This window comes from Streptomyces sp. NPDC005533 (assembly GCF_042871845.1).
In the GTDB taxonomy this organism is placed as follows: domain Bacteria; phylum Actinomycetota; class Actinomycetes; order Streptomycetales; family Streptomycetaceae; genus Streptomyces.
In genome coordinates this window covers 81,235-99,711 of record NZ_JBIAJH010000001.1, presented here as the reverse complement: position 1 = coordinate 99,711, position 18,477 = coordinate 81,235, and the positions used below count along the sequence as shown (strand labels likewise).

Sequence of the window (18,477 nt, the reverse complement as noted above, 5' to 3'; positions counted from 1 at the left end):
CGAAACAAACCGATAGGATCCAGTCATGCGCCGTTCCAAAATCGTCTGCACGCTGGGCCCCGCCGTCGACTCGTATGAGCAGCTGAAAACGCTCATCGAGGCAGGTATGAACGTGGCCCGATTCAACTTCAGCCACGGATCCCAGGCAGAACACCAGGAGCGGTACGACCGCGTCCGGCAGGTCTCCGAGGACACCGGGCGCGCCGTCGGCGTCCTCGCCGACCTCCAGGGCCCGAAGATCCGTCTGGAGACCTTCGCCGAGGGTCCCGTCGAGCTGGTGCGCGGTGACGAGTTCACCATCACCACCGAGGACGTCCCGGGTGACAAGTCCATCTGCGGCACCACCTACAAGGGTCTCCCGGGCGACGTCGCCAAGGGTGACCAGATCCTGATCAACGACGGCAACGTCGAGCTCCGGGTGACCGAGGTCGAGGGCGCCCGCGTCCGCACCATCGTCATCGAGGGCGGTGTCATCTCGGACCACAAGGGCATCAACCTGCCGGGTGCCGCCGTGAACGTCCCCGCCCTGTCGGAGAAGGACGTCGACGACCTGCGGTTCGCCCTGCGGATGGGCTGCGACATGGTCGCCCTGTCCTTCGTCCGCGACGCCAACGACGTCAAGGACGTCCACAAGGTCATGGACGAGGAGGGCCGCCGGGTCCCCGTCATCGCCAAGGTGGAGAAGCCGCAGGCCGTCGAGAACATGGCGGCCGTGGTCGACGCCTTCGACGCGGTCATGGTGGCCCGTGGCGACCTCGCCGTCGAGTACCCGCTCGAGAAGGTCCCGATGGTCCAGAAGCGGCTCATCGAGATGTGCCGCCGCAACGCCAAGCCGGTGATCGTCGCGACCCAGATGATGGAGTCGATGATCACCAACTCCCGTCCGACCCGCGCCGAGGCCTCCGACGTCGCCAACGCGATCCTCGACGGCGCGGACGCGGTCATGCTGTCCGCCGAGTCCTCGGTGGGCGCCTACCCCATCGAGACCGTCAAGACGATGTCGAAGATCGTCATGGCGGCCGAGGAGGAACTCCTCTCCAAGGGCCTCCAGCCGCTGGTCCCGGGCAAGAAGCCCCGTACCCAGGGCGGCTCCGTCGCCCGCGCGGCCTGCGAGATCGCGGAGTTCCTCGACGGCAAGGCGCTCATCGCCTTCACCCAGTCCGGGGACACCGCCCGCCGTCTGTCGCGCTACCGCTCCACCCAGCCGATCCTGGCCTTCACCACGGACGTGAACACCCGCAACCAGCTCTCGCTGAGCTGGGGCGTCGAGTCGTACGTCGTCCCGCACGTGGACAACACCGACGCGATGGTCGACCTCGTGGACGGCGAGCTGCTCAAGCTCGGCCGCTACAACGAGGGCGACACCGTGGTCATCACCGCCGGCTCGCCCCCCGGCGTCCCGGGCACGACCAACATGGTCCGGGTCCACCACCTGGGCGGCGACGCCGGCCGCGACTGACGCCGCCGCACCGCCTGAGGCCCGAAGCCTGAACTCTGCCGCACAGAGACCGAGGGCGGCACCGCGGATCCGATCGGGATCCGGGGTGCCGCCCTCGGTGTGTCTCCGGGTGACCGTGTTTCCAGGTGACGGTGGTCCGGGTGGCGGTGGTCCGGGTGCGCGCTGCCGTACGGGACTACTCCGGCGGGCCGATGTAGTTCTTCAGGCCGGGGACGGTCAGGGTGCCGCCGAACTGGCCCGCCTGGACGACCTTGACGTTCGTGAAGAACGCGAAGGGGACGTTCAGGGGCGGCGGGCTGTTCGGGGTGAACTCGATCGGGATCAGCCCGAAGAGGTTTCCCTTGAGGCTCTCGGTGTACATCGTCACCGTGCCGCCGCGGATCTTGGACGTGGAGCCCGGACGGGACTTCAGGTGGGCGACCTTCCCGTCCTTGCCGACGGTCTGGTACAGGTCCTTGATGTCCAGCGAGTCCGCGGTGAACTTCAGGACCTTCTTGATCTTGCCGCTGCCCGTCTTGACCTCGACGATGCCGTGGTAGTCCAGGCCGTAGAGGGTCAGCAGCGAGCTGTCGAGGTACCAGGGCTCGTCCGGCAGGAGCGGGATGCCCTGCTCCAGCTCGGCGTCGGCCAGTGCCTTGGCGTCGTAGGTCGGGCAGGGGAAGGGCTTCTTCCCGTCCGGGTCCGCCGACTCCTCGGGCTTGGCCCCGTCCTCTGCCTTGTCCTTGTCCTTGTTCTCGCGCTCGCCCGCCTTGCCCGTCTCGTCCTTCGGGGTCTTCGCGGTGTCCTTGACCTCGTCGGACAGCTCCGAGACGTCGACGCCCGCCTGCTTCGCCGCGTCCCGGATCGCGTCCGCGGCCGGGTCCGGGGTCGGCTTGGCGGTCGTGGAGGGCGTGGGAGTGGGCGTCGGGGTCGTCTTCGGCAGGCCGTCCTTGAGGGGCCGGCCGAGCTCGTCGACGAGGCCCTTGAGCGCGTCGCCGACACCCAGCGGGTCCAGCGGGTTCGTGCTCTTGGTCGGCGTCGGGGTGGCGGCCGGGGCCGGGGCAGTCTCCTGCGTCGCCGGGGGCTTGGTCGCCGACGGCGAGGCACTCGTCTTCGGCTTCGGCTTCGCGGCCGCCGACGCGGACGGCGAGGGCGTCGCGCTCGGCGAAGTGCTCGGCGAGGGCGTCGTCGACGGCGTGGGGGACGGCGACTTCGACTCGGACTCCGCGGGTTCGTCGGACCGCGTGACGCACGGGCCGGGCGCGAAGGGGATCTCCTGGTCGTCGGCCACGGCCAGCTTCGGCGCCATGCCCATCCCGACGAACACGGCCGTCGGCATCGCCGCGAGCGCCATCGTCTTGCCGACGGGTATCTGGATCTTGTTCAGCAGCGACTTCCTGGGCGCCGCGTGGCGCGGCCCCTTGGTCTCACGGGACTCTGCGCCTGGGGCCACGCCCCGCTGCGTCTCGTCACCCCGCACTGTTCCTCCCGCCATCGGCGTGGGCAGTCGTCTCGCTCGCGTGTGCCGTATCCGTCTCGCGGGGCCCCGGAATGCCGTGGATGCCCGCCGGCGCCTGCGTCTTGCCCAGGTCCACCGCGGCCGCGGCCGGCTGCTGGTCCGCCGGCGCCTCGTCCACCGGCTGACCGGGGGCCCACGACAGCGCGAGCGCGCCGCCGAGCAGGGAGAGGATGAATCCCGCCCCGAAACCGCCGAGGTTGGAGACCGGCAGCGACACCAGGGCCAACAGGATCGCGGCCACGCCGGCGAAGACGCGGATGGTCTGCTGGAACCACAGGGCGAGGCCCAGCGTGATCAGCAGTACACCGATGATCAGTGCGCCCGCGCCGCCCGTGGTGGCCATCGCGAGGCTGACGTTGCCCAGCCGGAGGTCCGCGTACGGGAAGTACGCGATCGGGAAGCCACCGAGGAGCGTGAACAGCCCGGCCCAGAAGGGACGGCGACCGCTCCAGGCATGGAAGTGGTAGTACACCACGGTGAGCCAGGCGTCGTCTTCCGAGCGAACGTAAACCGGGGCCTGGGGGTTCATGGACAACAGCTCCCTGGAAACGGTGGTACGGAGAAATCTGTGGAGCCCGCAAGCACGGGCGGCGACGGCAGCCGCCGCCCGCCCTTGCGGTCCCGCATCAGGACGGTCAGTCCTGGACGTCCTTGTCCTGGTAGCACGGCTGGTCGCCGCCCAGCAGGCGCAGCTTCAGGTTGGGCAGCTTGAAGGTGCCCGCCGTGGTCGCCCACGCCTTCTGCTTGACGTTCGTCAGGACGGCCCGGTCGGCGCGCTGCGAGAACGCGTACGGGCTGGCGACCGTGCCGGCCTGCGGCTTGGTCTTGTGGCTCGCGTCGCCGACCGCGACACCGATGTCCAGGTTGGTGAACTCGGCGTCGGTGTCGAGCTCGGCCACATCCAGGTAGATGTTGCTCGCCTCGGCCGGGGTGCCCTTGTGACCGGTCTTCAGCTGGAGCGTGATGTTGCCCAGCGGAGTCGGGGTGACCAGGGACTGGCACATGTTGGTGATCTTGGCGTTGCTGAACCCGGAGATGGTGACCGGGTGGTGCTGCGCGTTGCCCTTGAGGTCGTGACCCTCGGCGATACCGCCGTACTGAATGAGGTTCTGACCGTCGAGCTTGTCGGCCGAGACCTTGAAGTCCTGGCCGGAGACGCTGAACGACGCCGCGAGGGCACCCTGCGCCAGACCCACACCGACCGCGGCCGTGGCCGCGATGCTCGGCACCATGACGAGCGCGAAGCGCTTCCATCTGGTCCCGCCACGAACCTGAGAACTCATTTCGTTCCTCCTTCTCGGACGTACATCTCCGGTCCGGGCCGTGCCCGTCCTGGGATGGGAGAAGTGCTACGTCCTCGGGAAGGAGCGCAGGCGGCCCGGGCCGCGGCTGTGCCACGTCCGAAACACCGGCGATCACCCCCGAGCGACAACCACTGGGCCACGCGTTCGCGCAACCTGGAGGACAGGCCCCGCCGGTGTGGCAGGAACCCCCCTGTCCCACGGCCGGTGCCACTGCCACAGGCCGACTCGGTGGGGACCCTTCACCGCGGCTCCGAGTGAGCGGCTCTGCGGGAAGGACCGAGCGTCGCCGATCGTGGTCCATTACCGGCCGGGGCACAAGGGGGTTCGTTACTGGCGGGTAACGGCCAGATAACCTGAGTGCGACCTGTCGCGGTCGGGCAGCAACACAGGGTGTTACCCAGGGCCACGACAGAACGGTGGAATGGTGAACACACCGGACAGTTCACAGGGTTCGATTTACTGCGAGTAACAGCGGCCGCGATTACCAAGTTTTGGCAAAGCGCGGCCGCTGTTTATCTACGTGTCAACAAATCGTCGGCCGCCCGGAGCGGGCCGTAGCGGGTCGGATCAGGCCTAGAAGAGCACCCGCGCGAGCGCCGTGCGCGCCGCGGACACCCGCGGGTCGTCGGCGCCGATGACCTCGAACAGCTCCAGCAGCCGCAACCGCACGGCGTCCCGGTCCTCACCGAACGTGACGCGCACGGTGTCCACCAGGCGCCCGAAAGCGTCCTCGACGTGACCGCCGACCAGGTCGAGGTCGGCCGCCGCGATCTGCGCCGCCGGGTCCTTCGGATTCTCGGCCGCCGCGGCCCGCACCGCCTGCGGGTCCATGTGCTGGACGCGGGCGAGGAGCTCGGCCTGGGCCAGACCCAGCTTGGCCTCGGTGTTGGCCGGGTCGTCCGCGAGCACGTTCTTGTACGCCTGCACCGCGCCGCCCAGGTCACCGGCGTCCAGCGCGACGACGGCCGCCTCCAGCAGGGCGTCGTACGGGCCGGCCGGGGCCTCGGCCTCGGCGTCGGCGGCGGCCGGAGCGGCCCCTTCCGCGTTCGGGTCCACCTCGATGCCGATGATCCCGAAGCGCTCCTCGGCGACCTGCACCAGCTGGGCCAGGGTCTCGCGGATCTGCTGCTCGGGGGCGACGCCCTGGAAGAGCGGCAGCACCTGACCGGCGACCACGGCGAAGACGGCCGGGATGCCCTGGATCTGGAACTGCTGCATCAGCATCTGGTTGGCGTCGACGTCGACCTTGGCCAGGACCAGGCGACCGTTCGCCTCGACGGTCAGCCGCTCCAGCAGCGGGCTGAGCTGCTTGCACGGCTCACACCACTCGGCCCAGAAGTCCAGGACGACAGGGACCTCGGCGGAGAGCTGGAGCACATCGCGTTCAAAGCCGGCCTCGTCTACGTCGATGACGAGCGCGGACGGCGGCACCGCGCCGGCGGCGGGCGCTGCGCCACCCTGGCCGGCCTGGCGCGCCGCTTCGGCGCGGGCCTGCTCGGCCTTGGCCTTGGCCTCGCCGGCCGCCTTCACCGCGGCGAGGTCGACGACGCCGCTCATGGACATGTTTCTGGGCTGCATGCGTACATCCTCCCCCGTGTGCGCGCGCCGACGAAAAAGATCGCGTGAATTGGCCGTGCCGGCCGTCTGCCGCGATCGTGGTGCCGGTCCTGATACTGGTCGTGGTGCTGATCGGCGCCGGGTCCCCACCTGGCGCCTGTAGCCCTTCGCGTGGTTGTCGCTCTTACGCTACGAGCCGTAGCGTAACTCCCCCGGCGGCCGTCCGGGTCCTTTCGCGTCCCGTGATCTGAACCACAGCGGCCGCGTCGGCTACCGGCGGGTATGGTCTCGGCCATGCGCAACCCCAGCCCCGGCCGCACCGGTCGTCCCCGCAGCGCCGCAGCGGACACCGCCATCCTCGCGGCGACCCGGGACGCGCTGGTCGAGCTGGGCTGGTCGAAGCTGACGATGGGCGACGTGTCGGCCCGCGCGGGGGTCGCCAAGACCACCCTCTACCGACGCTGGGCCGGCAAGAACGAGCTGGTCGTGGACGCGGTGGCGGAGCTCTTCGACGCGCTCGAACTCCCGGACCGGGGCTCCCTCGAAGCCGACATCGAGGACGTCGTCCTGCAGTTCGCGGCGCTGCTGCGGCGCCCGGAGGCCCGTACGGCCCTGATGGCGGTCGTCGCCGAGTCCACTCGCGACGAGGCCCTGCGCGACCGGATCCGGTCGGCGATCGTGGATCGGCAGAAACGTCTCGTCGTACTGGGCCGCGAACGGGCCCAGGCCCGCGGTGAGCTCCCGTACGAGGAGGACGAGGCCCTCGCGGACCGCACCACGGACCTGATCTTCGACGTGATCGCGGGCACGGTGGTGCACCGCGCCCTGGTGAGCTCCGAACCCGTGGACGAGGTCTGGGTGGCCACCTTCACGGCCCTCCTGATGCACGGCCTGCGCGGCCCCGCCGCGGCCTGAGCGGCGAAACGGCCGGCCGCGGCGCTCTTGCGGGGCGCCGCGGCCGGCCGTTCTCACGCTGTGCGGCAGGGCGTCAGAAGCCCGGCGGCTCCGTGTAGGTGCCCCACTCGTCGCGCAGGACGTTGCAGATCTCGCCCAGCGTGGCCTCGGCCCGCACCGCGTCCAGCATGGCCGGGATCATGTTCGACCCGTCGCGGGCGGCGTCGAGCATGGCCTTCAGGGAGGCGGTGACCCTGGCGTCGTCGCGCCGGGCCTTGCGCGCCGTCAGCTCCCGTACCTGGACGGTCTCCACCTCGTGGCTGACCCGGAGGATCTCCAGGTCACCGGTGACCGACCCGTGGTGGACGTTGACGCCGACGACCCTCTTGTCGCCCTTCTCCAGCGACCGCTGGTACTGGAAGGCCGACTCGGCGATCTCCCCGGTGAACCAGCCGTCCTCGATGCCGCGCAGGATGCCCGAGGTGATCGGCCCGATGGGGTGCTGCCCGTCCGGGTGGGCGCGCAGGCCGCGCTCCTTGATCTGCTCGAAGATCTTCTCGGCCTCGGCCTCGATGCGGTCGGTGAGCTGCTCCACGAACCAGGAACCGCCCAGCGGGTCCGCGACGTTGGCGACGCCGGTCTCCTCCATCAGCACCTGCTGGGTGCGCAGGGCGATCTCGGCCGCCTGCTCGCTCGGCAGGGCGAGGGTCTCGTCGAGGGCGTTGGTGTGCAGGGAGTTGGTGCCGCCGAGGACGGCCGCGAGGGCCTCCACGGCGGTGCGCACGACGTTGTTGTACGGCTGCTGCGCGGTCAGGGAGACGCCGGCGGTCTGGGTGTGGAAGCGCAGCCACATCGACTTCTCGCTCTTGGCCCCGTAGACCTCCTTCATCCAGCGCGCCCAGATGCGGCGGGCGGCGCGGAACTTGGCGATCTCCTCGAAGAAGTCGAGGTGCGCGTCGAAGAAGAAGGAGAGGCCGGGCGCGAAGGCGTCCACGTCCATGCCGCGCGAGAGGCCGAGCTCCACGTACCCGAAACCGTCGGCGAGGGTGTAGGCGAGCTCCTGCGCGGCCGTGGCCCCGGCCTCGCGGATGTGGTAGCCCGAGACGGACAGCGGCTTGTAGGCCGGGATGCCCTTCGTGCAGTACTCCATCAGGTCGCCGATGAGGCGCAGGTGCGGCTCCGGTTCGAAGAGCCACTCCTTCTGGGCGATGTACTCCTTGAAGATGTCGGTCTGGAGCGTGCCGTTGAGCACGGCGGGGTCCACGCCCTGCCGCTCGGCGGCGACCAGGTACATGCAGAAGGCGGGCACGGCGGGGCCCGAGATCGTCATCGAGGTCGTGACGTCGCCCAGCGGGATGTCCTTGAACAGGACCTCCATGTCGGAGGCGGAGTCGATGGCGACCCCGCAGTGCCCGACCTCGCCCAGCGAGCGGGGGTCGTCGGAGTCGCGCCCCATGAGGGTCGGCATGTCGAAGGCCACGGAGAGCCCGCCGCCGCCGGCGGCCAGGATCATCTTGTAGCGCTCGTTGGTCTGCTCGGCGTTGCCGAACCCGGCGAACTGCCGGATGGTCCAGGTCCGCCCCCGGTAGCCGGTGGCGTGGAGCCCGCGGGTGTACGGGTACTCGCCCGGCCACCCGATGCGCTCGAAGCCCTCGTACGCGTCGCCGGGCCGGGGCCCGTAGACCGGCTCGACCTCGTCGCCGGAGAGCGTGGTGAAGTCTGCCTCGCGCTTGCGGGCCTTGTCATAACGGGCCTGCCAGCGACGGCGGCCTTCCTCGATGGCGTCAGCGTCCATACCCATGAATTTACTAGGACGTCCTAGTAAATGTCGATGGCAAACCCCCGGGGACCCGCCCCGGGGGTGGGTGACGCTCGCCTCGTATCAGGCCTTGGCGGTCGCCAGCGAGTCGCTGACCAGCGGTTCCACCTCGGCGCGGACCTTGCGCTCGACGAAGAAGGCGGCCAGCGGAATCGTGCCCGACACGAGCACCCAGAGCAGCTTGCCGAAGGACCACTTGGCCTTGGAGCCCAGGTCGAAGGCGAAGACCAGGTAGATCATGAAGAGGACGCCGTGGGCCTGCGAGACCGCGAAGGTCAGGCCGGCGCCGGTGTCGAAGCCGTACTTCGCCACCATGCAGGCACAGAGGATCAGGAGCATGACCGCGGTCACGTAGGCCATGACGCGGTAGCGGGTCAGCACGCTTCGTTTCATGCGGACGAGCCTAACCGTCCGTTTTGCTCGATCTTGACGCGGCCCCGGTGAGCGCGGGACGGGCCCGGGTCCGCCTCAGGACTCCTCGAAGTCCGCGGCGGCCACCCGCAGCGGGCGCAGCAGCGCGAAGATCTCCGCGCACTCCTCCGCGTCGTAGGCGCCGAGGCCGAAGTCGATCGCCATCAGGTCCTTCGTGGCCGCCTCGACCACCTCGCGGCCCTTCTCCGTGATGGAGGCCAGGGTGCCGCGGCCGTCGTTCGGGTTGGGCCGCTTGTCGACCAGCCCGGACCTCACCAGCCGGTCCACGGTGTTCGTCACCGAGGTCGGGTGGACCATCAGTCGCTCGCCGATCTTCGACATCGGCAGCTCCCCGGCCTTGGAGAAGGTGAGCAGCACCAGGGCCTCGTAGCGCGCGAAGGTCAGCCCGTACGGCTTGACCACGGCGTCGACCTCGCCGAGCAGGATCTGGTGCGCCCGCATGATCGAGGTGATCGCGGCCATCGAGGGCACGGGTCCCCAGCGCTGCTGCCAGAGCTCGTCGGCGCGGGCGATGGGGTCGAAGGGAAGGCTGAGCGGCTTGGGCACGTCTCCGACCCTACCGGGAGGTCACTTCGCGGCGGGGGCCGTCTCATCCTTCAGTCCTCCCTCCTGCCGGGCGGCGGCCCGGAGTTCGGCGAGGAGCAGCAGGACGACGGTCGTGCCGAGGATCCCGGACCCGGTGACGACCGCGTGCACCGGCAGGAACTCGGCGGCGAGGCCGGCCAGGGCCATGCCCACGCCCTGGAGGGTCATCAGGCCGGTGCTGAGCAGGGTCATCGCCCGCCCGCGCAGCTCCTCGGGCACCACGTCGACGTACCACTGGTCCAGCCCGAGGGTGTAGGCGTGGGCCAGGCCGGCGAGCAGCAGCGCGGCCGCCAGGAGGGGCACGCCCGGCCGTCCGGCGAAGAGCAGGAGCGGCAGCGGACCGGCGGCGGCGAACGGGGCCACGATCCGCGATCGCGTGCGGGCGGTGAGGGCGGAGCCGGCCCAGAGCTCTCCGGCGATGGTTCCGACGGGCATCGCGCACATCAGCAGTCCGAGGACCGCGGTCCCGGCGCCGATGCCGTCGACGTAGGGGGCGAGCAGCGCCTCGGGCACCACGAGGAAGACGGGCGGCAGCCAGAAGAGCAGGGTGAGCGCGCGCAGCCGGCGCCGGCCGAGGACGGCGCGCAGTCCGGCGAGGGGGGAGGTACGCGTACGGGCGGGCCGGGTGCGGGTGCCCAGGCGCAGCAGCAGCGCGGAACCGAGGAATCCGGCGGCGGTGAGGGCGATGGCCCCGCGCGGCGCGAGCACGGTGAGCAGCAGTCCGCCGAGGCCGAAGCCGACGAGCTGGGCGCTCTGGGCCACCATGCGCATCAGCGAGCGGCCCAGAACGAAGGTGTCGCTGGGGCCGAGGATGTCGGCGAGGGAGGCGTTGCGCGTGCCCTGGAAGAGCGGTGCCACGAAGGCCATCGCGCAGCGCAGGGCGAGGAGCACGGCGACGGGCGTGCCCGGCAGGATCATGGCCGCCGCGCAGGCCGCGCAGACGAGGTCGCAGGCGACGAGCACCCGTCGGGCGGGGTGCCGGTCGGCGATCCCGGCGAGCAGCGTGCCGCCGAGTGCGTACGGGAGGAAGCCGAGGGCGAAGGTGAGCGCGCTCATCAGGGGTGAGCCGGTGGCGCGGTAGACGAGCACGGTGAGGGAGATCTCGGCCACGACGACGCCGAGTACGGACAGCAGGTGGGCGGCGAAGACGGGGCGGAACTCCCGAGTCCGGAAGACGGAGCGGTAGCCCGGTCGCGGCGTGGACCGCCCGGGTGCGTGGGTGTCGGCTGGCATGGGGTCCAGCGTCCGCGCCGGGGCCGCCGCGCCCCAGAGATTCGCGCGTACGCGAATATCGAGGCGACGCACACGTATGGGGAGGGGGGCCGGGATGGGCCTGCACCATCGCTTCGGACACCGGGACCTGCTGCGGTGCCGGTTCGCGCTGTCGCCCGCGTGGGAGACCCAGGAGGCGGTGCGCACCCTGAACCGGCCGGACCGGCAGGGCTACCACCTGCCCTGGCTGCGGCAGATCCGGGCCGCCGCCGACGGGCTGGACCTGCGGCCGCTGTGGCTGCTGATGCCGCGCCGGGGGCACAGCACCGACTTCATCAGCCCGCCGCCGAGCGGTCCGGGAGTCACCTTCGAGGAGGAGCTCGCCCTGATCCGCGCGGCCGATCCGGCCGCGGCGCGCGAGGACATGCGCAAGGCCCTGGCCTGTACGCCGGGCGCGCTCGACAGCGCAGCGGGCCGGGCCCTGCTCGCCGATCCCGCGCGGTCGGTGCGGGAGCTGGCCGATCTGATCGAGCGGGCCTGGAGCGTCCTGGTCGAACCGCACTGGCCGCGGCTGCGGGCGCTGCTGGAGGCCGACGTCCTCTTCCATACGCGCCGCCTCGCGGCCGGCGGCCTGGAGTCGCTCTTCGACGGCCTGCACCCCGACCTCTCGTGGGACGCCGCCTCCCTCACCCTGACCATCGAGCGGCCCTCGCACCACGAACGCGTCCTGGGCGGCCAGGGCCTCGTCCTCGTGCCGAGCGCCTTCGTCTGGCCGCAGATCGCAGGTGGCTTCGACCCGCCCTGGCAGCCGACCGTGGTCTACCCGGCCCGCGGGATCGGCGCCCTGTGGACCCCGGTTCGGGAGGACACCCCGGCCGCGCTCGCCCGCCTGCTGGGGCGGGTCCGGGCCGACGTGCTGTGCGCGCTGGCCGAACCGTCCTCCACCACGGCACTGGCCCACCGGCTCGGCCTCGCCCCGTCCACGGTCTCGGCGCATCTCACCACCCTGCACGCGGCGGGGCTGCTCATCTCCGCCCGCCGCGGCCACCAGGTGCTCTACGAGCGCACCCCGCTGGCCATCGCCCTCGCGAGCGGCGACCCCACGGTGTCGTAGGCGACGCCCCCACGGTGTCGCAGGGGGGCGGCAACTGACCGTTATGTCACGATATTCCGGTCCGCTGCCCGCCCCTTCGTCCCGAGGAAGCCGGATGCCCTCCGCCGCCCCCAGCCGCCGCCTCCCCTCCGTCCTCGGTCTCCTCGCGCTGCTCGCCGCGGCGCCGGCCTGCTCGGGCGGGCCGGGACCCGCGCCGGGGCCGCCCGCGGCCGCCCCGCCGGCGGGGGCCCCCGCCGCGTCCCCGTACTGGGTCGACCCGGGGAACGAGGCGGCCCGGCAGGTCGCCGCCTGGGAGGCGGTCGGCCGCAACAGCGACGCCCAGGTGATGCGCAGGATCGCGGACCGGCCGACGGCCCTCTGGGCGCCCGGCGGTGACCCGGGACCCGAGATCCGCCGGGCCGTGACGGGAGCGCGGGCGGCCGGGCGGACCCTGCTGCTCGTCGCGCACCACCTCCCGTACCGCGACTGCGGGCAGCCACCGGCCGGCGGCGCTCCGAACGCCCAGGCGTACCGCACGTGGATCGGCGCCTTCGCCGACGGCATCGGAACCGCCAAGGCCGTCGTCATCCTGGAGCCGGGCGCCCTCGCGCAGACCGTCGACGGCTGCACCCGGGCCGAACACCGCAAGGAGCGCGAGCGGTTGCTCTCCGAGGCCGTCGACCGGCTCAAGCGGAACCGGAACACCAAGGTCTACCTCGACGCGGGCGATCCCGCCTCGGTCAAGGACCCGACGGACCTCGTGACACCCCTCGCCAAGGCGGGCCTGGCGCGCGCGGACGGCTTCGCCGTCAACGTCTCCGGCTTCCAGCCCGACGCGGCCGCGCGGGCGTACGGCGCCAGGATCTCCGAGCGGACGGGGAACAGACACTTCGTCATCGACACCGGCCGCAACGGCGACGGCCCGCTGCCGGGCGACCCCGCCCGGGCCCGGTGCAACCCGCCGGGCCGCGCCCTCGGAACCCCGCCGACCGACCGCACGGGCGACCCGCTCGTCGACGCGTACCTGTGGGTCAAGCCCCCGGGCGAGTCCGACGGCACCTGCCGCGGCGGCCCGAAGGCCGGCACCTGGTGGCCCTCCTACGCCCTGGGCCTGGCCCGCCGGGCAAGGGACTGACCAGCCCCGCCCCTCCCGCCCCGCGCGGACGCGCCCCCGGCCACGAAGGCCGGGGGCGCGTCACGGGGCGGCTGCCGGGCGCCTCAGCCCCCGGCGAGGTGCCGCTCGACCGTCTCCACCTTCGACGTGATGCCGTCGCTCACGCCGGGCCGGATGTCGGCCTTGAGGATGAACGAGACCCGCGGCGCCCGCTCCTCGACCGCGGCCACGGCGCGCCGGACCACGTCCATGACTTCCTGCCACTCACCCTCGATGGTGGTGAACATCGCGTCCGTACGGTTCGGCAGTCCGGACTCGCGGACCACCCGGACCGCGTCGGCGACGTACTCGCCGACCTCTTCACCGACCCCCAGCGGGGTCACCGAGAACGCGACGATCACGCCTGCGCCACCTGTCGCGCGCGGGCCGCCACCACGCTGTCGGCCTCTTCCCGCTTGAGCAGCTTGTCGCCGTACAGCCCGCCGAAGGGCACCAGCGAGAGGGCGAAGAACAGCAGGACCCTCTTCACCGGCCACTTCGCCTTGGTCCAGACGTCGATCAGGAGGACCAGGTAGGCGAGGAACAGGATCCCGTGGATGGCTCCGAGCGGCAGCACCAGGTAGTCGATGTCCGAGATCCGGCTCAGCAGGGAACCGAAGATCAGCAGGGCCGGGAACGACAGCGCCTCCGGAACGGAGATGAGGCGCAGCCGGTGCAGGGCGGAGGCGGTCTTGATGTCCACGTTCAACCTTCGGGGTGGAGGCCTGGGTCGGTTCCAGTGTCTCAGCCGCTTTGCGGGATCTTGACCCGGCCCCTCCCCCGCGCGGCGGGCCCGGATCGCCCCGGCATCACCCCCGATATCGACCAGGTGTGGCATATATCGGCCACGGGGCCCTGTTCGGGTTCGCCCGCTGCCGATAACGTCTTCCCGTGGCTCAGTTCCGACTCCAAGGCAGCAAGGTGCTGGCCGTCGACCTGACCGGGGACGCCGTGAAAGCGAAGAACGGCTCCATGGTCGCGTACGACGGGCAGATGGCCTTCAAGAAGATGACCGGCGGCGGCGAAGGCCTCCGCGGCATGGTGACCCGCCGGCTGACCGGCGAACAGATGACGGTGATGGAGGTCCAGGGGCACGGCACCTGCTTCTTCGCCGACCGCGCCAGCGAGATCAATCTGGTCAATCTTCGCGGCGAGAAGCTCTACGTCGAGTCCAGCAACCTGCTGTGCACCGACGCCGGTCTGCGGACCGGCACCACCTTCACCGGCCTGCGCGGCGCGACGACGGGCAACGGCCTCTTCACCACGACCGTCGAGGGCTCCGGCCAGGCGGCCATCATGTCCGACGGTCCGGCGGTCGTGCTGCGCGTGAGCGCCCAGTACCCGCTCTCCGTCGACCCGGGGGCGTACATCGCGCACACCGGCAACCTCCAGCAGTCCTTCCAGTCCGGTGTGAACTTCCGCACGCTGATCGGCGAGGGTTCCGGCGAGGCGTTCCAGATCCGCTTCGAGGGCGAGGGCCTGGTGTACGTGCAGCCGAGCGAGCGCAACACCGTCGGGGGCGACATCTGATGCCGTTCCGCGAGATCAACTCGAAGATGGTCGAGGCGCAGGTCGTGCCGGGCCAGAAGATGTTCAGCCAGCGCGGCGCCATGCTCGCGTACCGCGGCGAGGTCTCCTTCACCCCGAGCCTGACGGGCGGTCAGGGCGGGGTCATGGGCATGATCGGGCGCCGGGTGGCGAACGAGCAGACCCCGCTGATGTCGGTCGAGGGCAGCGGCACCGTGATGTTCGGCCACGGCGGCCACCACATCCAGGTGATCAACCTGACCGGCGAGACCCTCTACGTCGAGGCCGACAGGCTGCTCGCCTTCGACGGCACCCTGCAGCAGGGCACGATGTTCATGGGCTCCCAGGGCGGCGTCATGGGCATGGTGCGCGGTCAGGTGACCGGCCAGGGTCTGTTCACCACCACCCTCAAGGGCCACGGCTCGGTCGCCGTGATGGCCCACGGCGGGGTCATCGAGCTGCCGATCACCCCTCAGCGCCCGATCCACGTGGACCCGCAGGCGTACGTCGCCCACCACGGCGACGTGCGCAACAAGCTCTCCACCGCGCTCGGCTGGCGGGACATGGTGGGCCGCGGCTCGGGTGAGGCGTTCCAGCTGGAGCTCTCCGGCCAGGGCGCGGTGTACGTACAGGCCTCCGAGGAGAAGCTGTGAACTTTGGCCCTGTGACCGGCGGACCCGGCGGACCGACGGTCTTCGACCCGTACACGCTGCCCTCCGACGACAACGTGAACGCCTACACCTTCTGCGTGGAGCTCAAGGGGAGCCAGTGGTTCCTGCAGAAGGGCAAGATGATCTCGTACTACGGGCGCATCGAGTTCAACGGCATCGGCAACGGGCGCTTCGACCGCCTGCTGCGGACCAGCTTCCACTCCCCGCTGCACGCGAGCGACTGGGTGGTCGCCGAGGGCTCGGGCAAGATGCTGCTGGCCGACCGGGCATTCGACGTGAACTCGTACGACCTGGACAACGGCAACCTGACGATCCGGTCGGGCAACCTGCTCGCGTACCAGCCCTCGCTCGCCCTGAAGCAGTCGATCGTCCCGGGCTTCCTGACCCTGATCGGAACCGGGAAGTTCGTGGCGGCGTCCAACGGTCCGGTGGTGTTCATGGAGCCGCCGCTGCGCGTGGACCCGCAGGCGCTGGTGGGCTGGGCGGACTGCCCCTCGCCGTGCCACCACTACGACCACGGCTACATGTCGGGCGTGCTGGGCGGCCTGCGCTCGCTGACCGGCATCGGGGGCAGCTCGGGCGAGGAGCACCAGTTCGAGTTCGTCGGGGCCGGGACGGTGCTGCTGCAGTCGTCGGAGATGCTGATGGCGGAGCAGGCGGTCGGCGCGGTCGGCGCGGGCGCGGCCACGGGCAACGCGCAGGGCGTGCCGGGGGCCGGCCAGGGCCCGATGGGGCAGCTGGGCGTGCCGCGGATGCCGGGACAGCTGGGTGATCTCCAGCGCCGCCTCGGACTGTGATACCTCGGACCACCCATATTTGTACGTAATTCAACTTTTTAGGTAGAGTTCATTCATGGAGACCATGGAGACCGAGACGGCCACCCTCCCCCAGACTCCGTCCGGGGGGACCCCCTGGCTGACCGACGCCGAGCAGTGCGCATGGCGCACCCACCTGGACGTCAGCAGACTGCTGATGCACCAGCTGGAAAAGGATCTCCAGCCCTTCGGACTCACCAACAACGACTACGAGATCCTCGTGAACCTCTCGGAGTCGCAGGACCACAGGATGCGGATGAGCGACCTCGCCACCGCCACCCTGCAGTCCAAGAGCCGGCTGTCGCACCAGATCACGCGCATGGAGACGGCGGGGCTCGTGCGCCGGGTGAACTGCGAGTCCGACCGCCGCGGCCTGTACGCGGTGCTCACGGACGAGGGCATGGAGACGATGCGCAAGGTCGCCCCGCACCACGTGGCGTCCGTCCGCCAGCACTTCATCGACCTGCTGCCGCCGGAGGCCCTGGCGGCGCTGCGCGCCTCGCTGACCCCCGTGGCGGAGCACCTGCGCGGCACCCGCGGCAAGGTCTGAGGCCGGGGCCGGGCCGTCCGGACCGCGCGCACTCGTCGCGCCCCGGACGGCCATCGGCCTCACAATGGCGGGGAACGCTCGCTGCCGGCCCTTGCCCGTCGGGCCGGCCTGAGGAGGTCCAGCCCATGAAGCGCAACGTGTTCGTCTCAGCCGCCGCGTCCGTGGTCCTGCTGACCGCGGCCCCCCTGGCGACCGCCGCCACGGCGTCCGCCGACCCGGCGAGAACCGTCCCCGCATCCGCCGCCGCCCGGGCCGACGTCTCGGCCGAGCAGGCCATCGCCGCCGCCCTCAAGAACTATCCGGGCGTGGTCGAGTCCCTCGACCGGGACGGCAACATCTGGCACGTGGACGTGATCACCAAGGACGGAAAGGGCCACGCCGAGCTGGAGGTCGACGCCGCCACGGGCAAGGTCTCCCGGCAGAACGTGGACAACGACGAGAACCCGGGCGAGCACAAGGGTCTGCTCGCGGCCAAGGTCACCGCTGCGCAGGCCGCCAAGGCCGCCGTGGCCGCCCACCCGGGCACGACCTGGACCGTCGAGTGGGACTCCGACGACGACAGCGGCAAGGCCCCGTACTGGCACGCCGAGGTCAAGGGCTCCGACGGCAAGACCTGGAACGCGTCGGTGGACCCGACGACCGGCAAGGTCACCGCACAGACCGACTCCGACTCGAACTCCGACTCGGACTCCGACGACGACTCCTGACCCCCGGCCACCGGCGGGGAGCGCCGCACGCGCTCCCCGCCGGACCGTGGGCCGGGGCGGGGGCTCAGGCCTCCGTCAGCGTCGCCAGCAGGGCGTCCGCGGCCGCGTACGGATCCAGCTCGCCCACGGCGACCCGCGCGGCCAGCGCGTCCAGGTGCGCGTCGCCCCGCAGGTCCGCCATCCGCGCCCGCAGGGCCGTCACGGCGATGGTCTCCACCTCACGGGCGGCCCGCGCCGCGCGCCGCTCGGCCAGCACCCCCCGCTCGTCCATCCACGCGCGGTGCTTCTCCAGCGCCTCGACCAGCTCGTCGATGCCCTGCCCGCGCGCCGCCACCGTCTTGACGATCGGCGGCCGCCAGTCCTCCCGGCCCCGCGCCTCGCCCAGCCCCAGCATGTGGTTCAGCTCCCGGGCCGTCGCGTCCGCGCCGTCCCGGTCCGCCTTGTTCACCACGTACACGTCACCGATCTCCAGGATCCCCGCCTTCGCGGCCTGGATCCCGTCGCCCATCCCGGGGGCCAGCAGCACCACCGAGGTGTCGGCCTGCGAGGCGATCTCCACCTCCGACTGCCCGACGCCGACCGTCTCGACCAGGATCACCTCGCAGCCGGCCGCGTCCAGCACCCGGATCGCCTGCGGGGCGGCCCACGCCAGCCCGCCCAGGTGCCCCCGGGTCGCCATGGAGCGGATGTACACGCCCGGGTCCGAGGCGTGGTCCGACATCCGCACCCGGTCGCCGAGCAGCGCCCCGCCCGAGAAGGGCGAGGACGGGTCGACGGCGAGGACGCCGACCCGCTTGCCGGCTTTGCGGTACGCGGACACCAGCGCCGAGGTCGAGGTCGACTTGCCGACGCCCGGCGATCCCGTCAGCCCGACCACGTACGCCCCGCCCGTGAGCGGGGCCAGCGCGGCCATCACCTCCCGCAGCTGCGGGGACGCCCCCTCGACCAGCGAGATCAGCCGGGCCACCGCTCTCGGCCGGCCCTCACGCGCCTGGGCCACCAGCTGGGGGACGTCCACCGCCGTCATACGTGCTGCGCTCCTCGGTTCTCGTACGGGTACGGGTGCGGGTACGGCCGGGGGGCCGGGGGCCCCCCCTCGGGGCCCCCCGGGCCCCCCCGGGCGAAAATTGGGCCCGGCCCCACAGGGGGGCGGCCAGCGGCCCCGCCCCCCCCCCCGCCGCCGCGCCCCGCGCCCCCCCCC

20 protein-coding genes are annotated in these 18,477 nt (G+C 71.5%); 9 read left to right on the top strand and 11 right to left on the bottom strand.

The window, feature by feature from the left end; genetic code table 11:
• Positions 1-25: 25 nt before the first annotated feature.
• Entirely contained in the window at positions 26-1,459 is a 1,434-nt protein-coding gene (gene pyk, locus ACFYP3_RS00500) for a pyruvate kinase (RefSeq protein WP_388824484.1), read from the top strand.
• Positions 1,460-1,634: 175 nt separating this feature from the next.
• On the opposite strand, the gene ACFYP3_RS00495 is transcribed toward pyk, so the two are convergent.
• The 4 genes from ACFYP3_RS00495 to ACFYP3_RS00480 all read right to left on the bottom strand — a co-directional run bounded on the left by ACFYP3_RS00495 (position 1,635) and on the right by ACFYP3_RS00480 (position 5,839).
• Complete coding sequence (locus ACFYP3_RS00495) at positions 1,635-2,918, bottom strand: hypothetical protein (RefSeq protein WP_388824481.1); 1,284 nt, start codon at positions 2,916-2,918, stop codon at positions 1,635-1,637.
• Positions 2,908-3,486, bottom strand: a complete 579-nt coding sequence (locus tag ACFYP3_RS00490; RefSeq protein WP_388824478.1) for a DUF6114 domain-containing protein — start codon at positions 3,484-3,486, stop codon at positions 2,908-2,910. Before ACFYP3_RS00490 ends, ACFYP3_RS00495 begins: the two co-directional genes overlap by 11 nt.
• Before the next feature lie 106 nt (positions 3,487-3,592).
• On the bottom strand, positions 3,593-4,240 hold the full coding sequence (locus tag ACFYP3_RS00485) for a DUF6230 family protein (protein ID WP_388824475.1): 648 nt from the start codon (positions 4,238-4,240) through the stop codon (positions 3,593-3,595).
• Between the two features lie 594 nt (positions 4,241-4,834).
• Positions 4,835-5,839: a tetratricopeptide repeat protein gene (locus tag ACFYP3_RS00480; RefSeq protein WP_388824472.1), complete on the bottom strand. Its 1,005-nt coding sequence runs from the start codon at positions 5,837-5,839 to the stop codon at positions 4,835-4,837.
• A gap of 273 nt (positions 5,840-6,112) precedes the next feature.
• Here ACFYP3_RS00480 and ACFYP3_RS00475 point away from each other — a divergent pair, with 273 nt between their 5' ends.
• Positions 6,113-6,733: a TetR/AcrR family transcriptional regulator gene (locus tag ACFYP3_RS00475; protein ID WP_388824469.1), complete on the top strand. Its 621-nt coding sequence runs from the start codon at positions 6,113-6,115 to the stop codon at positions 6,731-6,733.
• A 73-nt stretch (positions 6,734-6,806) separates the two neighbouring features.
• On the opposite strand, the gene ACFYP3_RS00470 is transcribed toward ACFYP3_RS00475, so the two are convergent.
• From ACFYP3_RS00470 to ACFYP3_RS00455, 4 genes are all read right to left on the bottom strand, one after another.
• Complete coding sequence (locus ACFYP3_RS00470) at positions 6,807-8,507, bottom strand: methylmalonyl-CoA mutase (protein ID WP_388824466.1); 1,701 nt, start codon at positions 8,505-8,507, stop codon at positions 6,807-6,809.
• A gap of 87 nt (positions 8,508-8,594) precedes the next feature.
• The gene (locus ACFYP3_RS00465) at positions 8,595-8,924 is read right to left on the bottom strand and encodes a DUF3817 domain-containing protein (RefSeq protein WP_030708204.1); all 330 of its coding nucleotides are present in this window, start codon (positions 8,922-8,924) and stop codon (positions 8,595-8,597) included.
• Between the two features lie 75 nt (positions 8,925-8,999).
• Positions 9,000-9,509: a MarR family winged helix-turn-helix transcriptional regulator gene (locus tag ACFYP3_RS00460; protein WP_388824463.1), complete on the bottom strand. Its 510-nt coding sequence runs from the start codon at positions 9,507-9,509 to the stop codon at positions 9,000-9,002.
• Between the two features lie 21 nt (positions 9,510-9,530).
• Positions 9,531-10,781: an MFS transporter gene (locus ACFYP3_RS00455; RefSeq protein WP_388824460.1), complete on the bottom strand. Its 1,251-nt coding sequence runs from the start codon at positions 10,779-10,781 to the stop codon at positions 9,531-9,533.
• A gap of 94 nt (positions 10,782-10,875) precedes the next feature.
• Between ACFYP3_RS00455 and ACFYP3_RS00450 the strand changes: the two genes are divergently transcribed.
• Positions 10,876-11,874: a DUF5937 family protein gene (locus tag ACFYP3_RS00450; RefSeq protein WP_388824457.1), complete on the top strand. Its 999-nt coding sequence runs from the start codon at positions 10,876-10,878 to the stop codon at positions 11,872-11,874.
• A 94-nt stretch (positions 11,875-11,968) separates the two neighbouring features.
• Positions 11,969-12,988: a glycoside hydrolase family 6 protein gene (locus ACFYP3_RS00445; protein ID WP_388824454.1), complete on the top strand. Its 1,020-nt coding sequence runs from the start codon at positions 11,969-11,971 to the stop codon at positions 12,986-12,988.
• An 83-nt stretch (positions 12,989-13,071) separates the two neighbouring features.
• Here ACFYP3_RS00445 and ACFYP3_RS00440 read toward each other — a convergent pair whose 3' ends face one another.
• Both ACFYP3_RS00440 and ACFYP3_RS00435 read right to left on the bottom strand, forming a co-directional pair.
• On the bottom strand, positions 13,072-13,368 hold the full coding sequence (locus tag ACFYP3_RS00440; RefSeq protein WP_362800938.1) for an MTH1187 family thiamine-binding protein: 297 nt from the start codon (positions 13,366-13,368) through the stop codon (positions 13,072-13,074).
• Entirely contained in the window at positions 13,365-13,709 is a 345-nt protein-coding gene (locus tag ACFYP3_RS00435; RefSeq protein ID WP_388824451.1) for a DUF3817 domain-containing protein, read from the bottom strand. Before ACFYP3_RS00435 ends, ACFYP3_RS00440 begins: the two co-directional genes overlap by 4 nt.
• A gap of 188 nt (positions 13,710-13,897) precedes the next feature.
• On the opposite strand from ACFYP3_RS00435, the gene ACFYP3_RS00430 reads away from it, so the two are divergent.
• The 5 genes from ACFYP3_RS00430 to ACFYP3_RS00410 all read left to right on the top strand — a co-directional run bounded on the left by ACFYP3_RS00430 (position 13,898) and on the right by ACFYP3_RS00410 (position 17,276).
• Positions 13,898-14,536: an AIM24 family protein gene (locus ACFYP3_RS00430; RefSeq protein WP_030009698.1), complete on the top strand. Its 639-nt coding sequence runs from the start codon at positions 13,898-13,900 to the stop codon at positions 14,534-14,536.
• The gene (locus ACFYP3_RS00425; protein WP_388824448.1) at positions 14,536-15,186 is read left to right on the top strand and encodes an AIM24 family protein; all 651 of its coding nucleotides are present in this window, start codon (positions 14,536-14,538) and stop codon (positions 15,184-15,186) included. Before ACFYP3_RS00430 ends, ACFYP3_RS00425 begins: the two co-directional genes overlap by 1 nt.
• Before the next feature lie 11 nt (positions 15,187-15,197).
• Positions 15,198-16,001 (top strand): AIM24 family protein, encoded by an 804-nt coding sequence (locus ACFYP3_RS00420; RefSeq protein ID WP_365481062.1) that lies wholly within the window; start codon positions 15,198-15,200, stop codon positions 15,999-16,001.
• A 64-nt stretch (positions 16,002-16,065) separates the two neighbouring features.
• Entirely contained in the window at positions 16,066-16,569 is a 504-nt protein-coding gene (locus tag ACFYP3_RS00415; protein ID WP_362854713.1) for a MarR family transcriptional regulator, read from the top strand.
• A 125-nt stretch (positions 16,570-16,694) separates the two neighbouring features.
• The gene (locus tag ACFYP3_RS00410) at positions 16,695-17,276 is read left to right on the top strand and encodes a PepSY domain-containing protein (protein ID WP_388824445.1); all 582 of its coding nucleotides are present in this window, start codon (positions 16,695-16,697) and stop codon (positions 17,274-17,276) included.
• A 64-nt stretch (positions 17,277-17,340) separates the two neighbouring features.
• Here the strand turns inward: ACFYP3_RS00410 and meaB are convergent, their stop codons facing one another.
• On the bottom strand, positions 17,341-18,303 hold the full coding sequence (gene meaB / locus ACFYP3_RS00405; protein ID WP_030708186.1) for a methylmalonyl Co-A mutase-associated GTPase MeaB: 963 nt from the start codon (positions 18,301-18,303) through the stop codon (positions 17,341-17,343).
• Positions 18,304-18,477 lie beyond the last annotated feature (174 nt).